Raw genomic sequence first — 13,811 nt, forward strand, 5'->3', positions numbered from 1 at the left:
TTGCAAGCGCAATGGCGCGCCCACCTGCCACACGATATCTTGTTCGCAGCATGCGGGCGATGCCTTTGACCTTGGATCTTTGTGCGCCGCTTACATGTTAGGATAGTTCGGGCCGTCGCCGCCCTGTGGGGTCGTCCAGACGATGTTTTGCGCGGGGTCCTTGATGTCGCAGGTCTTGCAATGCACGCAGTTCTGGAAATTGATCACAAAACGTGTGTCCTTGCCCTCTTCCTCGACGAATTCATAGACACCCGCCGGGCAATATCGCGCCGAAGGGCCTGCGAATTTGGGCAAGTTAACGGACACGGGCACCGCCGCATCCCTCAAGGTCAGATGCGCAGGCTGGCTTTCCTCGTGGTTCGTGAAAGAGAACGCCACATTGGTCAGTCGGTCAAATGACAATTTCCCATCCGGTTTGGGGTAATCGATGGGTTTGTGTTTGGACGCTTCCTCGGTGGCTTCAGCGTCCGACTGGCCATGCGCCATGGTGCCGAACAGGGAAAAGCCCATAGTGTTCGTCCACATGTCAGCGCCGCCCAACATCAGGCTCGCCATCAGACCGCGCTTGGACCACATGGGTTTGACGTTTCTGACTTTCTTGAGGTCTGCGCCGATTTCGCCTGTGCGCACTTCTTCTTCATAGGCGGTCAGCTCATCGCTTGCACGCCCGGCGGCAATCGCCTCGATCGCGGCCTCAGCGGCGGCAATACCGGACAGCATCGCATTGTGGTTGCCCTTGATCCGCGGCACGTTGACCATTCCGACAGAACAGCCAAGCAGCGCAACACCGGGTGCCACCATTTTCGGCATGGACTGATATCCGCCTTCACTGATGGCGCGCGCGCCGTAAGCCACGCGTTTACCACCCTCCAGCAGGTCCGCCACCATCGGATGATGTTTGAAGCGCTGGAACTCCATATAGGGGAACAAATGCGGGTTTTTGTAGTTCAGGTGCACAACGAAACCAACATAAACCTGATTTTTATCAAGGTGATATATAAAGGAACCGCCGCCCGCATTGCGGCCCAAGGGCCAACCCATCGTATGCGTCACGGTACCTTCTTTGTGCTTGGCCGGGTCGATTTCCCAGATTTCTTTCATGCCCAGACCGTATTTCTGCGGCTCATGCCCGGCACTGAGGTCATATTTGTCGATAACCTGCTTTGCCAGCGATCCACGTACGCCTTCGGACAGGAAAACGTATTTGCCATGCAGCTCCATACCGGGCTCATAGGCATCACCATGGCTGCCGTCGCCGTTTTTTCCAAACTCACCAGCGACAACACCTTTGACTTCGCCATCATCGCCATAAACCAGCTCGGAACACGCCATGCCGGGGAAGATTTCCACACCCAGTTCTTCGGCCTGCTCTGCCATCCAGCGACAGACATTACCCATCGAAACGATGTAATTTCCGTGGTTGTGCATCAGCGGCGGCATGGGGGCGTTTGGAATGCGAATTTTGCCCGCTTCACCAAGGTAATAGAAATTATCCTCGCGCACCGGCACGTTGAGCGGCGCGCCCTTTTCTTTCCAGTCGGGGATCAGCGCGTTTAGACCAATCGGGTCCAGCACAGCCCCGGACAGGATATGCGCCCCGACTTCTGAGCCCTTTTCAAGGACGACGACCTCGCAGTCTGGATTTTGTTGTTTCAGGCGGATCGCGGCGGACAACCCGGCAGGTCCGGCGCCCACAATTACGACGTCATATTCCATTGTTTCGCGTGGCGTGTCGGTCATGGACGATCCCCCTGTCAATTCCGCATATGGCGTTATGCCAAGTAAAATAAACTTCGCGATTGGCTAAACCACGTCTTGGCGCAATGCAATCGCTACACCGCGTCAAAATGTATCTTTGGTCCTGCTTAACGGAATGCACAGGGGTCAAATGCGCAAAATCCGATCACTCGGGGCGGTCACCCATCAAATACCGTGGGCCGGCACCTTTTGCTGCGGCCTTGTCCACCGGATTGTAAAGCGCGCAGCTTGGCAGGCTCAGGCACCCGCATCCGATACACCCATCAAGATTATCACGCAGCCGGGTCAAAGTGTCGATCTTCTGGTCCAGTGCGGTGCGAAAGCCCTGACTGATCTCGGCCCAATCTGCCTTGGTGGGGGTGCGCCTGCCCGGCAGGCGATCCAGCTCTGCTTTGATCTGTGGCAGGGTGAACCCGAATTGCTGGGCAATCATCACAAAACTCAGCCGCCTGAGGTCTGCGCGCGAAAACCGTCGTTGCCCGCCTGCGTTACGCCAAGGGCTCAAAAGCCCCTGCGCCTCGTAATAGCGAATGGCCGACACCGCGAGCCCCGTCCGCGCCGCCAGCCTGCCGATTGAAAGACCTTCATCCATATCAAACAAATCCCTTGACCTAAAGTTAGGTTCAGGAATTACGCTATCGTGACATTCGCAATTTCGAAAGGACAAAACATGCCTGCTCAACTTGAACACGCCAATTTTACCGTTTCAGATGCCCATAAGACAGCGCTCTGGATGCAAACCCTCTTTGGATGGGATGTGCGGTGGCAAGGACCCGCGATTGACGGGGGCCTATCGCTGCACATCGGCACCGACACGCAGTACCTCGCGCTTTACCAACCCCGTACAGCCGTCGTTAAAGGTAACAACAGTTATAATACGACGGGTGGCCTCAACCATATCGCTTTGGTGGTCGATGACATCGATGATTTGGAAACCAAGGTCACCGCAGCAGGGTTCAGCGCCATCAATCATGCGGACTACAGCCCCGGACGGCGATTTTATTTCCACGACCATGACGGGATTGAATATGAAATCGTTCAATATGACTGATGTCGCCCTTTACGGGAATTTTTCCGCCTAGCGGCAGCCCTCGGGGGGTCGACTCCCCTTGCAATCTGCCGCGCCTTTGGGTCAGGTAGGACGCAATTGTCACCAGCGGCCCCCGGCATCCCCGGCGGGCCGCAGCATTTCGTGGATACCGCCAATGGATAAGATACCCATGACCCGTAAGGGCCACACTGATCTTGAAGCCGAACTGAAGAACCTGAAGTCTGTTGAGCGTCCGGCCATCATAAGTGCCATCGCAGAAGCGCGCGAGCACGGTGATCTGTCCGAAAATGCCGAATATCATTCTGCCCGCGAAAAGCACTCGTTTATCGAAGGGCGCATCAAGGAACTCGAAGGGGTGTTGGGTCTGGCCGAGGTGATCGATCCATCAAAGATGTCCGGCACCATCAAATTTGGGGCGACCGTTACTCTTGTCGACGAAGACACCGACGAGGAAAAAACCTGGCAGATCGTGGGCGAGCATGAGGCGAATGTCGAGAAAGGGCTGCTCAACATCAAATCCCCCATAGCGCGCGCGTTGATTGGCAAGGACGAAGGCGACAGCGTCGAAGTGCGCACGCCGGGTGGCGAAAAAGCCTATGAGGTGTTGAAAATCGTCTATGCCTGACAGGACCCTGTGATATGGCCGATGCCACCGAACAAGACCCACAGACAGGCTCGGCGCAGACGCGACCGACGTCTCTTGGCATATATGATCGCCCGAAAACGCAGGTCATCTCTGGTATAGAAGTCATTGCGATCACAATCTCGGCCATCTGGCTTTTTGGGGCTGGTCTGTTTTTCCTGATGCTGCCGAGTGAGGCAATTGAGGGTGGCAATGGTTCGGGGGCTTTGCGGTTCCTGATGACGATCATGGCCATTTTCATGCCCATTGGCATGGTCTGGGTTGCAGCTTCTGCGGCGCGGGCCTCCAAAGTGATGCGCGAGGAAAGCCAGCGGTTGCAGGCCTCACTGGATGCGATCCGACATACCTATATTGCACAAAGTCAGAATGCCGCCACCGGCGTTGAACCTTCATCCGTTGCGAAGAAACTGGATGAGATCGCAGCCGCCACACGCAAAACTGAAACCGTGCTCGCCACATTTTCAACGCGGCGCGAACAAGAGAGGCAACCAGCCCCGCGCGTTCAACCGCCCGCATCGGGAGATCAGCAACAAGCGCTCGCCCTGGGCACGCACGCCGAAGATCTCGCCCCTCCGTTGGACGCAGCCGATTTCATCCGCGCGCTGAATTTTCCCGAAACCGCCGAGGACGCGTTGGGCTTTGCGGCCTTGCGGCGCGCTTTGAAAGACCGCACGTCAGCGCAGCTTATTCAGGCGGCACAGGATGTTCTGACGCTGCTCAGTCAGGATGGGATTTACATGGATGACTTGCTGCCAGACCGGGCGCGTCCCGAAATCTGGCGTCAATTCGGGCAGGGAATCCGGGGGCGTTCCATCGCACCGCTCGGGGGCATTCGGGATCGCTCATCATTGGCGCTCACGTCGGGACGGATGAAACAGGATCCGATTTTCCGCGATGCCGCGCATCATTTTTTGCGGCTGTTTGACAAGACATTCGCCGAATTCGAGAAACGCGCCGATGACAGTGATATCGTAGCGCTTGCAGAAACACGCACCGCGCGGGCGTTTATGTTGCTTGGCCGCGTGGCAGGGACTTTCGACTAAGCGGGCTAAAGCCCAAAACTACCAAACGGTATATAGCGCACCGGATCACCCGGTTTGATTGTCGCCGCCTCCTGTGGCAACTCGACCAACCCTTCGGCCCATGACAACCCGGATATCCGGCCAGATCCTTCGGATGCAAACACTTCCGCCCGGCCCTGCCGGATGCGCGCGCGCAGAAACTCCGAGCGCCCCGGCTTTTTGTTTTTGCTGAAGGCGGCTGGCACTTCGAACCCCTGCGGTTCGGGCCACGCCTCCCCCGCAAGGCGCGCAAGAGAGGGGCGCGCAAAAATCAGCGAGCACACCATGGCTGCCACCGGATTACCCGGCAGGCCAAACACCGGCACACCGTCCCACATCCCCAGGGCGAGCGGCCGCCCCGGTTTGACCGCAATGCGCCACAGGCTCATGCTGCCTGCGTCATTCAGCAGGGCGGATACATGATCTTCATCCCCCGCTGACGCGCCACCACTGGTGATAATCACGTCGGCCGCGCGCGCCGCGCGCGACAGCTGCTGCGCCAGCGCTTCCCTGTCATCCGGGACGATACCGATATCTACCGGGACATGGCCCCAGCCCCGGACCAGTTCGATCAGCATGGGACGATTGGCGTCATATATCTGACCATCACGCGCAGGTTTTCCGGCGTCGACCAGTTCCGCCCCGGTTGAGACGACCGCGACGCGCAACGGCGCGTAAGTCTCAACCGTTTGCACCCCGGTTGCGGCCAGCAAGGCAACATCCGCCGACTTGATGCGCACACCGGCAGACACCGCCACATCACCAGCCACCACGTCTTCGCCCGCTTTGCGGGTATTGGCCCCCTGCTTGATCGGGCCCTGAAAGGCCACCTGCCCCTCGCTGACGGTCACATCCTCCTGCAAGACAACCGTATCGACACCATGTGGCAGAGCCGCCCCGGTCAGAACACGCATCGCCTGCCCCACGGGCAGGGTCGCGGGCGCATCACCCGCCGCCGCGCGCGTTTCAGCCAGCGGCATCCTATGCAGCCCCTCTGCCCGCCCACCGGCAAAGCCATAACCATCCACAGCCGTATTGGGCAGGGGCGGGTTGCTGCGTTGCGCAATGCAATCGCGCGCAGTGACCTGCCCTGCAGCTTCCGCAATCGGTGTTTCTGATATGCCGGTCACAGGTGCCAGCCGTGCTTTCAACGCCTCCAGCGCTTCGGCAACCGGAGTCCAATGCACGCCCGGTGGCAGCGCAAAACAGCTGTTGCTGAGGCGCGGTGGCAGCTTTGCGGCCTCTTTCAGCAGCGCTTCGTGGCCAAGACCGAAAATCCACCCTTCTTCGGGCGCATCAACATCCAGCACCTCGGCCAACTGTTCGGGCGTCATCGCGGATACCGTCCGCGCCACTTCCCGAACCTGCCAGGCATCCTTGATCATATGCGCAGGGGCTGCCCCCACGGTCAGGGACGGCCAGATTTCAACAAAGGCGACATCGTTGGTCAGTGGTTCAAAAGGCCAGACCTTTGCCCCAAATCGCCTGCGCAAGCGTGACAGCACCGGCAACCCCATGAACACCTGCGAACCGACCGCCCCGGCCCCGGCCATCTGCCAGCAGGTAAAGGCGCCTTTTGCATGCAGTTCAGCTGCACGCCGATCCGGAAATGGGTTCTCGTACACCTCTTTGGTCCGCGGCAACCCCTCGATATCGCGCTTGAGTGCATTGGCCCAAAAGGGACCGGCACCACCGAATTTGCGGTTTATCTCACCGGCAATATCAAAGCGATTGTTGGACTGCGGACTGTCCTCGATGCGATCCTCAAACCACTGCCAAACGGCAAAGGCGGCATCCTGCCCGGTGAGCGCCTGCGCAAATCCTTTGGGATAGCCAAAGGGGAAATCAAACCCCACAATCGTTTTGCGCCCGGCGGTGGTTTCCGTCGTCAGAAATGCCGCGATCCAGTCCTCAGCCACCTGCCGGTTGCGCATATACTGTGGCTCTTCGGCGCGGCCGTCTCTCGCAACGCATAGCCAGATGGCGTCTTTTGTCGGTCGCGCACCCCGGTCGTTGCCACCGGACCAATCCACCATCAGGACGGTGTCGAAGTTCATGCCAGCCCCACCTGCGACAGAATGAAATCCGCGATCTTCCCTGTGTCATTCAGATCAAAGACGGGGCGGTCCAAATCCAACGGGACATCGCTGGCAACGGCTTTGATAGTGGGGTCATCCGCCGCGATGAGCGCATTGCCAGTCTCGGCGCGAAAGGCTTCGACCTTGGCGTGCGCGTCGCGTTTATATCCTTCGATCAACACCAGGTCGACTGGTTGCAGCTTGGCAAGCAGTGCATCCAGCGCAGGCTCGGCCTCATCGCGCAATTCATGCATCAGCGCAAAGCGTTTGCGCGAGGACAGCAACACCTCGGTGGCCCCCGCAGTCCGGTGGCGATAGCTGTCCTTGCCGGGTTGGTCGACGTCGAAAACGTGATGCGCGTGTTTCACGGTCGAGACTGTGAAACCACGCCCGCAAATCTCGGTCACGAGCCGTTCCATAAGCCCCGTTTTGCCCGCGTTTTTCCAGCCGACGACCCCGTAAACTCTCATAGCAAGCTCTCCGCGTGTTTCAGGTCTTCGGGCGTGTTGACGTTGAAGAAGGGATCAAAGGTCGTCACAGGGAACAAGGCCTCGCGACCCTCATGCTGCTCCGTCCATAAAACCACTTTGCGCAAGCCCCCGCGCAGCGCGTCGCGCAGATCGTCCCGCAAGGCCACGGGCCAGACGCCAAATGTCGGATGGCGCACGCGGCCCCGTTTTGCATCCGGTGTTGTGGCGAGCGCGAGGGGATGGCTCATGCTCTCACTGACCAGCAGCAGGCGCGGCACCAGATCGCCCGGAAAAAACGGCGTGTCAGCCGCCGCTGTCACAATCGTATCCGCGCCTTTCTCCGCCGCCCAATCAAGCCCGGCCAACACACCGGCAAGCGGCCCGGCAAAGCCATCAATGCTGTCGGGCAGCACGGGTAAACCATACTGTGCAAAACGCGCCGCATCGCCATTGGCGTTCAGCGCCAGCCCCGCAACCTGAGGCTCCAGACGCTCAATCACATGCGACAGAAGGGTGCCACCCCCAAGGTCCAGCAGCCCCTTGTCGCCCCCGCCCATGCGCGTCGATTGCCCGCCGGCGAGGATCACACCCAACGGTTGCTTCACATCGCCCCCTTGCGTCCGGCGCGACGCGGTTCCTGCGCAATGTCATCGGGGTTTGCATCCCGGATCAGGCGGTCTTCACCGCTCAGACAGATAAACCGTTGCCCCTTCATCCGGCCGATCAGCGTCAGGCCCACTTCGCGGGCGATCTCGACCCCCCAGGCCGTAAACCCGGAGCGCGAAGCCAGCACAGGGATGCCCATCATCGCCGTTTTGATGACCATTTCAGACGTCAGACGCCCCGTCGTATAAAGCAGCTTGTCCGCCGCCTGCACCTTTTCGGACAGCATCCAGCCTGCAATTTTGTCCACGGCATTGTGGCGGCCCACGTCCTCCATATAGACCAGCGGGCGCGCCTCGTGACACAGCACCGTGCCATGGATCGCACCGGCTTCAAGGTAAAGCGAAGGCGTGCGGTTGATCCGCGCGCTCAACGCATAAAGCCAGGAGGTGCGCACAGATGTCGCGGGCAGGCGCACATCCTGCAACCCCTCCATCATGTCGCCAAACACCGTCCCCACCGCGCAGCCACTGGTGCGGGTTTTCTTGCGCATTTTCTCTTCGTAATCGGTCTTGCGGGCGGTGCGAACAATCACCGTTTCGAGGTCTTCGTCATACTCAACGCCGGTAATATCGTCGTCATCGCTGAGCATGCCCTGATTGCGCAAAAAACCCAGCGCAAGGTAGTCCGGATAATCCCCGATGGTCATCGCCGTCACGACTTCCTGCGCGTTCAGGAAAATCGTCAACGGACGTTCCTCGACCACATTCGTGGCGACCTCAGCGCCGGTGTGATCTGTCCCCGTCACAGCACGCGTCAACCGCGCTGCAGATGGGTCGGGCGCGATGAGATAATCGTCCGTATCTTCAAGTCTGGCCAATTGCATCCCCCCCGACACTGATGTAGCTGTCCGCGCACCCTGTATAAAAGCATCCAATGTCCTTCACCACAGCGAAAACACCCGACTTGCATTCCGTCTTCTGGCGCGGGTTCCGCGGTGGCATACCGTTTGTTTTCGTGGTCGGACCCTTTGCCGTGCTCTTTGGCGTGCTGGCGACCGAAGCAGGGCTCAATATTCTGGAAACGCTTGCCTTTTCGGTTGTGGTCATTGCTGGGGCGGCGCAATTCACCGCGCTGCAACTGATGGCGGAAGAGGCCCCGACGATTATCGTTCTCGCATCCGCTCTGGCGGTGAATTTGCGCATGGCCATGTACTCGGCATCGCTGACCCCCTATCTGGGCGCAGCACCTTTGTGGAAACGGGCCTTTCTCGCCTATTTCATCCTCGATCAGTCCTATGCCTGCGCCACGGTCGAGTATGAAGCCAAACCACAGATGACCTTGCCCGAACGGCTGGCGTATTTCTTTGGCTGCGTCGCTCCTGTGGTGCCAGCATGGTATCTCTGCACCTATATCGGGGCGGTGATCGGTACGCAGGTCCCGGACAGCTGGGCGCTGGATTTCGCGCTTCCGATTACGTTTCTCGCCTTGATGGCGCCCATGCTCAGAACACCCGCGCATCTGGTGGCAGCTTTCGTGTCCATCCTCGTTAGCCTGCTTGCGGCCGGATTGCCCTATTCCATGGGACTGCTGGTGGCCGGGGTGCTTGCGATGATGGCAGGCGCACAGGCCGAAGTCATCTTTGACCGCCGGAAACCAGCCCCATGATCGACAAAAGTGATCTGTGGTTCGTGATCATTGGCCTTGGCGTCGGCAGCTATTTCCTGCGCTTTGCCTTCATCGGGCTGGTCGGGTCGCGGCAAATGCCGCCCTGGCTGCTGCGACACCTGCGCTACACGGCCGTGGCGATCCTGCCTGCTCTGGTCGCGCCGCTGATCGTTTGGCCAGCGGCCACAGATGGCATGCTGGACCCTGCACGGCTGGCGGCGGCGGTTGTGACGCTCACGGTCGGTCTGATCACGCGCAACGTGTTTGGTGCAATATTCGCCGGAGCCTTGACGCTTTATGCGTTGCTATATCTCTTGGGCTGACGCGCGTCAGATGGGGGCCGCGTTGATTCCGTCCAGCACATCGCCTGCATCGTTTTCATAGTATTTTGATGTCTCGACATCGTCCCGCTTGTCAATTTGGTCCATCAGATTGACCGGAAAGAATGTCACCGATATCTCTTCGAACCCCGGCACCTGACGCAGGATCGAAGAAGTCGCATTGGCGCAGAATGCACTGCCGACCGCCCCGTTGGATTGCACCAACGCAAGGGCGCGTTCCGCCTGTTCTGGTGTGACCGCAATTTCCTGAGATACGACGTGATATGTGTCGCGCGCATGCGCACTTTTGTAGGCCGCCACCCAACCCGGCGACATGCCATACAGCACGTCACCCCGTTCCCTGATCCGTTCGTGTTCGAAAGATCCTGCCGGGTCAAAAATGACCTGCTGGCTGCCTGACACCATAAGCGCCGAATGGCCGCCGTTGCCTGTTCGGTTGTTTACGACGGTGAAAACGGTCAGTTTCGGCGCATCGCGCGGCACATATGCGACCGCCTGCGCCTCCTCAACGGTGGCGTCATTGAAACTACCGCCAGCGCAGCCAGCCAATGTCAAAAGAAGTACCGCGACGCAGGTCAGTCGCGCCGAACGTATCACGCCGCTCAAGTGATAAAGATCGCCATCCAGATGAACAGAACGATAATTGCGATAACCGTCCGCATCGTCCAGCGCATAAACCCGTCAAAGGTCTTTTCTTGTTCTTCAACGTCCATATCACCGTGTTTGTGTTCTGCCATTGCCGCAGTCCTTTGTTTCTTTAAGTTCCGACATTTATCCAAGCCGTACTGGATTCGATGCGTCATGTCACGCGATCCCGCCCCACCTGCGCGGAAAAATCACAGCCCGCAGGGGCATTCGGCCCGGCAGTGGCATCGATCAACCACAACAGGGGTGAAAAACTCAGCCCTGCTTGTCCAACTCCTGCGCCAGTCGAAAGCCAATCCGGTTCGGTTCTGATTTCTCCGCAGGCTTTGGCAGTGCGCGCAGCATGACGTTCAACTGGCTGACGTGCTGCACCATCTGCGTCTTGCTGCCTGCGCCATCCACGCCGTAGAAGGTTACGATATCCGGCGCAAAATATCCCATGCCTTCGATGCGCAGCACACCGGCATCCCCACCGGTAAACCCCATTGCAACCTCTTGCGAGTTATCCAGCTGCTCTTCGAAATTCTTGAGATAGAGGATGATACGTTCGTAAGCCCACTGCGCTGGCGACTTTTCCACAGCTGGCTTGTCGGTAAGCGCCTTGGGCAGGGGTTTGGCACAGGCGTTTGACGCATCCGGGTCCGCGTGAATCTCATGAAGTCCTGCAAGTGCGGCCGCCTCCAGCGCCTCGGCTGCGGTGGTGATACGTTCGCCCATCATTTACTCCTTGCGCTGATACACCCACGCACCATCGCCGCGAAGTGTGCGTGTCGCAAGCCCGGATTGGTAAAGGTGGCTAACGTGTGCGACCGCCTCCACCAGCGCCAGACCATATTCACCATCCCCGATTCTGCGTTTGAACAGTGGCGCAAAACACTCGCCCGCGGCCTTTGGCGTGTCGATAAACGCCAATAGCCTGCTCAGCGCGCCATGGTGATTGTCAATCAGTTGCGACAGGCGCATCGGCAGCCCGGTGAAGGGCAGTTTGTGCCCCCCCAGAACCAGATGATCAGGCCGCGCGATAGCGGCAAAACGTTCGCAGCTTTCGAGCCAGTCACCTATCGGGTCGGCCATCGGTTCGGTAGCATAAACCCCGATATTGGGGCTGATGGAGGGCAGGATCTGATCGCCCGCAATCACCAGATTGTCGTCCCGACTCCAGAAGGTGGCATGTTCAGGTGCATGGCCATTCCCGGTGTGGATGTCCCACTGACGCCCGCCGAATTCGATCACATCGCCCTGTTTTAGACGCGTAAAGCCCAAGGGCATGGGGGCCACCACATCTGCAAAGTTGAAAGGGCGTTCCACCCGGCGCCGCGCCAGAACCTCCGGGTCCATCCCCGCGCTTTGGTAAAAGGCGATGCTCTCGTCCGATGGCACGGCCTGTTCATCCAGCGTGAGCATGCGCGAAAACAGCCATGCGGTCCGTGTGGTCAGCAATTCTGCACCAAATTCGGATTGCAGCCACCCCGCAAGACCAACGTGATCAGGGTGATGATGCGTGACAATAACGCGCGTGATCGGCTTGCCTTGCAACGGGCCGTCCATCAGCGTCCGCCAGATCGCCTTTGTGCGCCGGGAGGCAAAACCAGTATCCACCACCGTCCAGCTATCACCTTCATCCAGCGCATAGATGTTTACGTGGTCCAGCTTCATCGGCAACGGCAAGCGCATCCAGAGAACGCCGGGGGCAACCTGCGTCGCCGTGCCCTCTTCGGGCGGGTTTTCCCACGGATACCGAAGGCCTTGTGGTGGTTGATCTTTCATCAGGCTGCCAATTCCTCAAGCGTCAGACCATAAAGGTCATCTGCACCAATCTGCGCCTGCGCCAGCAAGGCTATGTGTTCGGGTAATAGACGGCGTATGTACAGACGTGCAAGCGCCTCTCGCGGCCCACCGGGTGCGGCAAGCGCTGCTTTCAGGTGCAGATAGCCGCCCAGAACACGTGCAAAGGCGCGCAGATAGCATGTCGCACCGGCAAAACGCGCATTCATGTCCCGCTCGGAGACCAGCCACTCGGTGCTTTCGCGCAGGCTTTCAGAGGCCTGCCAGACCGCTTCGGCAAGCTCCGGCAGGGTGGTTTTTGCATGCTCCGCGCAAGCTTCGATCTCATCCAGCAAACGATGTGCCGCCTCGCCATTGTCGGCCATCTTGCGCGCGACAAGGTCCATGGCCTGAATCCCGTTGGTGCCCTCATAGATTGCGGTCACCCGCACATCGCGGCTGAACTGGGCCGCCCCGGTTTCTTCGACAAAACCCATGCCGCCGTGCACCTGAATGCCCGCATCCGCCACGGCAATCCCGGTATCACTGCCAAAGGCTTTGGCGATGGGCGTCAGCAAGGCGGCGCGCGCCTGCCAGTCGGCACTGCCTGTCGCATGCGCCATGTCGATCGCCACCGCACAGGTCAGACCGATGACGCGTGCGGCATAGATATCAGCCTTCATCGTGCCCAGCATCCGGCGCACATCCGCATGATTCACGATGGCGCTCTTGCCCTGTTTACGCTCGCGCGCATAGCTCAGCGCTTGTTGATAGGCGGCCTCGGCCACGCCGGTCCCCTGCCCGCCGACGCCAAGGCGCGCGTTGTTCATCATCGTGAACATCGCCGCCATGCCGCCTTCTTTCTCTCCAATCAACCAGCCGGTCGCGGCGTCATATTGCATCACAGCCGTGGGCGATCCGTGCAGGCCGAGCTTATGCTCAAGGCTCACCACCTTGACGGTGTTCTGCGCGCCCAGCGTGCCATCCGCATTGGGAATGAACTTGGGCACGAGAAACAGGCTGATCCCCTTTGTCCCTGCAGGCGCATTGGGCAGGCGTGCCAGAACAAGGTGGCAAATATTGTCCGCAACATCGTGATCGCCCCAGCTGATATAGATTTTCTGCCCCGTCACCGCATAGGTGCCATCGCCGTTGGGCTGCGCCTTTGAAGACAGCGCACCAACATCCGAGCCCGCCTGTGGTTCGGTCAGGTTCATGGTCGCGGTCCACTCACCCGCGGTCAGTTTGGGCAAGTAAAGCGCCTTGATCTCGTCGCTGGCATGGTGCTGCAGCGCTTCGATCTGGCCCTGCGCCATCAGCGGAGCGATCTGCAACGACAAACACGCACCACTCATCATCTCGTTCACAGCACTGGTCACCGCCATCGGCAAGGCCATGCCGCCAAATTCGGGATCTGCGGCCATGCCAACCCAGCCCCCTTGCGCGATGGCTCTCCATGCCACGTCAAAGCCGGGGGGCGTTCTGACCACGCCATTTTCAAGCCGCGCCGGATGCATGTCCCCGATGCGCTGCAAGGGGGCGAGCACCTCATCGCACAGCTTGCCCGCCTCAACCAGAACGGCCTGCGTGACATCCGGGGAGGCTGCCTCAAACATCGACGTGGCGGATACTTCATCAAATCCGACCACATTGTTCAGCAGGAAAGAAAATTCTTCGACGGGCGCGCGATATGGCATTGCGGGGTCTCCTCAAACGTACTGCTACCTTG

At 59.3% G+C, this 13,811-nt stretch carries 16 protein-coding genes; 5 read left to right on the forward strand and 11 right to left on the reverse strand.

Features of this window, described 5'->3' with window-relative positions; all coding sequences use genetic code 11:
• Positions 1 to 90: 90 nt before the first annotated feature.
• Complete coding sequence (locus RLO149_RS13425) at positions 91 to 1,740, reverse strand: electron transfer flavoprotein-ubiquinone oxidoreductase (RefSeq protein WP_013962637.1); 1,650 nt, start codon at positions 1,738 to 1,740, stop codon at positions 91 to 93.
• A gap of 163 nt (positions 1,741 to 1,903) precedes the next feature.
• Positions 1,904 to 2,350 carry a redox-sensitive transcriptional activator SoxR gene (gene soxR, locus RLO149_RS13430; protein WP_013962638.1) on the reverse strand — a complete coding sequence of 149 codons (447 nt, stop codon included), beginning with the start codon at positions 2,348 to 2,350 and terminating at the stop codon, positions 1,904 to 1,906.
• 78 nt (positions 2,351 to 2,428) lie between these two features.
• Here soxR and RLO149_RS13435 point away from each other — a divergent pair, with 78 nt between their 5' ends.
• The 3 genes from RLO149_RS13435 to RLO149_RS13445 all read left to right on the forward strand — a co-directional run bounded on the left by RLO149_RS13435 (position 2,429) and on the right by RLO149_RS13445 (position 4,495).
• The gene (locus tag RLO149_RS13435) at positions 2,429 to 2,809 is read left to right on the forward strand and encodes a VOC family protein (protein WP_013962639.1); all 381 of its coding nucleotides are present in this window, start codon (positions 2,429 to 2,431) and stop codon (positions 2,807 to 2,809) included.
• Between the two features lie 154 nt (positions 2,810 to 2,963).
• On the forward strand, positions 2,964 to 3,434 hold the full coding sequence (gene greA / locus RLO149_RS13440) for a transcription elongation factor GreA (protein ID WP_013962640.1): 471 nt from the start codon (positions 2,964 to 2,966) through the stop codon (positions 3,432 to 3,434).
• A gap of 14 nt (positions 3,435 to 3,448) precedes the next feature.
• Complete coding sequence (locus tag RLO149_RS13445; RefSeq protein ID WP_013962641.1) at positions 3,449 to 4,495, forward strand: hypothetical protein; 1,047 nt, start codon at positions 3,449 to 3,451, stop codon at positions 4,493 to 4,495.
• Between the two features lie 5 nt (positions 4,496 to 4,500).
• Here RLO149_RS13445 and RLO149_RS13450 read toward each other — a convergent pair whose 3' ends face one another.
• From RLO149_RS13450 to RLO149_RS13465, 4 genes are read right to left on the reverse strand one after another with little or no spacing between them, the layout of a single operon-like run.
• On the reverse strand, positions 4,501 to 6,570 hold the full coding sequence (locus RLO149_RS13450) for a molybdopterin-binding protein (protein WP_013962642.1): 2,070 nt from the start codon (positions 6,568 to 6,570) through the stop codon (positions 4,501 to 4,503).
• A complete protein-coding gene (gene mobB / locus RLO149_RS13455; protein ID WP_013962643.1) occupies positions 6,567 to 7,061 on the reverse strand; it encodes a molybdopterin-guanine dinucleotide biosynthesis protein B in 495 nt (164 codons plus the stop codon). The genes RLO149_RS13450 and mobB overlap by 4 nt, the downstream gene beginning before the upstream one ends.
• The gene (gene mobA / locus RLO149_RS13460; protein ID WP_013962644.1) at positions 7,058 to 7,666 is read right to left on the reverse strand and encodes a molybdenum cofactor guanylyltransferase MobA; all 609 of its coding nucleotides are present in this window, start codon (positions 7,664 to 7,666) and stop codon (positions 7,058 to 7,060) included. Before mobA ends, mobB begins: the two co-directional genes overlap by 4 nt.
• Positions 7,663 to 8,550 (reverse strand): formate dehydrogenase accessory sulfurtransferase FdhD, encoded by an 888-nt coding sequence (locus RLO149_RS13465; RefSeq protein WP_013962645.1) that lies wholly within the window; start codon positions 8,548 to 8,550, stop codon positions 7,663 to 7,665. Before RLO149_RS13465 ends, mobA begins: the two co-directional genes overlap by 4 nt.
• A 50-nt stretch (positions 8,551 to 8,600) precedes the next feature.
• Between RLO149_RS13465 and RLO149_RS13470 the strand changes: the two genes are divergently transcribed.
• Together RLO149_RS13470 and RLO149_RS13475 are read left to right on the forward strand one after the other, a co-directional pair.
• Positions 8,601 to 9,332, forward strand: coding sequence for an AzlC family ABC transporter permease (locus tag RLO149_RS13470; RefSeq protein ID WP_013962646.1), 732 nt, complete (start codon positions 8,601 to 8,603; stop codon positions 9,330 to 9,332).
• Positions 9,329 to 9,655, forward strand: a complete 327-nt coding sequence (locus tag RLO149_RS13475; RefSeq protein WP_013962647.1) for an AzlD domain-containing protein — start codon at positions 9,329 to 9,331, stop codon at positions 9,653 to 9,655. Before RLO149_RS13470 ends, RLO149_RS13475 begins: the two co-directional genes overlap by 4 nt.
• A gap of 6 nt (positions 9,656 to 9,661) precedes the next feature.
• Here RLO149_RS13475 and RLO149_RS13480 read toward each other — a convergent pair whose 3' ends face one another.
• From RLO149_RS13480 to RLO149_RS13500, 5 genes are all read right to left on the reverse strand, one after another.
• Positions 9,662 to 10,270: a hypothetical protein gene (locus RLO149_RS13480; RefSeq protein WP_013962648.1), complete on the reverse strand. Its 609-nt coding sequence runs from the start codon at positions 10,268 to 10,270 to the stop codon at positions 9,662 to 9,664.
• Between the two features lie 5 nt (positions 10,271 to 10,275).
• Positions 10,276 to 10,410: an aa3-type cytochrome c oxidase subunit IV gene (locus RLO149_RS13485; protein ID WP_013962649.1), complete on the reverse strand. Its 135-nt coding sequence runs from the start codon at positions 10,408 to 10,410 to the stop codon at positions 10,276 to 10,278.
• Between the two features lie 163 nt (positions 10,411 to 10,573).
• Entirely contained in the window at positions 10,574 to 11,035 is a 462-nt protein-coding gene (locus RLO149_RS13490) for a DUF6173 family protein (RefSeq protein ID WP_013962650.1), read from the reverse strand.
• Between the two features lie 3 nt (positions 11,036 to 11,038).
• Positions 11,039 to 12,085, reverse strand: coding sequence for an MBL fold metallo-hydrolase (locus RLO149_RS13495; protein ID WP_013962651.1), 1,047 nt, complete (start codon positions 12,083 to 12,085; stop codon positions 11,039 to 11,041).
• On the reverse strand, positions 12,085 to 13,779 hold the full coding sequence (locus RLO149_RS13500) for an acyl-CoA dehydrogenase family protein (RefSeq protein ID WP_013962652.1): 1,695 nt from the start codon (positions 13,777 to 13,779) through the stop codon (positions 12,085 to 12,087). Before RLO149_RS13500 ends, RLO149_RS13495 begins: the two co-directional genes overlap by 1 nt.
• Between the last annotated feature and the right edge of the window lie 32 nt (positions 13,780 to 13,811).

It is taken from the genome of Roseobacter litoralis Och 149 (genome assembly GCF_000154785.2).
Classification (GTDB): domain Bacteria; phylum Pseudomonadota; class Alphaproteobacteria; order Rhodobacterales; family Rhodobacteraceae; genus Roseobacter; species Roseobacter litoralis.

What these genes read in the sequence shown, in the direction of transcription:
- RLO149_RS13450 (WP_013962642.1), bottom strand. Translation starts at nt 6,570, where the DNA reads ATGAACTTCGACACCGTCCTGATGGTGGATTGGTCCGGTGGCAACGAC.
- mobB (WP_013962643.1), bottom strand. Translation starts at nt 7,061, where the DNA reads ATGAGAGTTTACGGGGTCGTCGGCTGGAAAAACGCGGGCAAAACGGGG.
- RLO149_RS13445 (WP_013962641.1), top strand. Translation starts at nt 3,449, where the DNA reads ATGGCCGATGCCACCGAACAAGACCCACAGACAGGCTCGGCGCAGACG.
- RLO149_RS13425 (WP_013962637.1), bottom strand. Translation starts at nt 1,740, where the DNA reads ATGACCGACACGCCACGCGAAACAATGGAATATGACGTCGTAATTGTG.
- RLO149_RS13485 (WP_013962649.1), bottom strand. Translation starts at nt 10,410, where the DNA reads ATGGCAGAACACAAACACGGTGATATGGACGTTGAAGAACAAGAAAAG.
- greA (WP_013962640.1), top strand. Translation starts at nt 2,964, where the DNA reads ATGGATAAGATACCCATGACCCGTAAGGGCCACACTGATCTTGAAGCC.
- RLO149_RS13435 (WP_013962639.1), top strand. Translation starts at nt 2,429, where the DNA reads ATGCCTGCTCAACTTGAACACGCCAATTTTACCGTTTCAGATGCCCAT.
- RLO149_RS13475 (WP_013962647.1), top strand. Translation starts at nt 9,329, where the DNA reads ATGATCGACAAAAGTGATCTGTGGTTCGTGATCATTGGCCTTGGCGTC.
- RLO149_RS13470 (WP_013962646.1), top strand. Translation starts at nt 8,601, where the DNA reads ATGTCCTTCACCACAGCGAAAACACCCGACTTGCATTCCGTCTTCTGG.
- soxR (WP_013962638.1), bottom strand. Translation starts at nt 2,350, where the DNA reads ATGGATGAAGGTCTTTCAATCGGCAGGCTGGCGGCGCGGACGGGGCTC.
- RLO149_RS13495 (WP_013962651.1), bottom strand. Translation starts at nt 12,085, where the DNA reads ATGAAAGATCAACCACCACAAGGCCTTCGGTATCCGTGGGAAAACCCG.
- RLO149_RS13490 (WP_013962650.1), bottom strand. Translation starts at nt 11,035, where the DNA reads ATGGGCGAACGTATCACCACCGCAGCCGAGGCGCTGGAGGCGGCCGCA.
- RLO149_RS13500 (WP_013962652.1), bottom strand. Translation starts at nt 13,779, where the DNA reads ATGCCATATCGCGCGCCCGTCGAAGAATTTTCTTTCCTGCTGAACAAT.
- RLO149_RS13465 (WP_013962645.1), bottom strand. Translation starts at nt 8,550, where the DNA reads ATGCAATTGGCCAGACTTGAAGATACGGACGATTATCTCATCGCGCCC.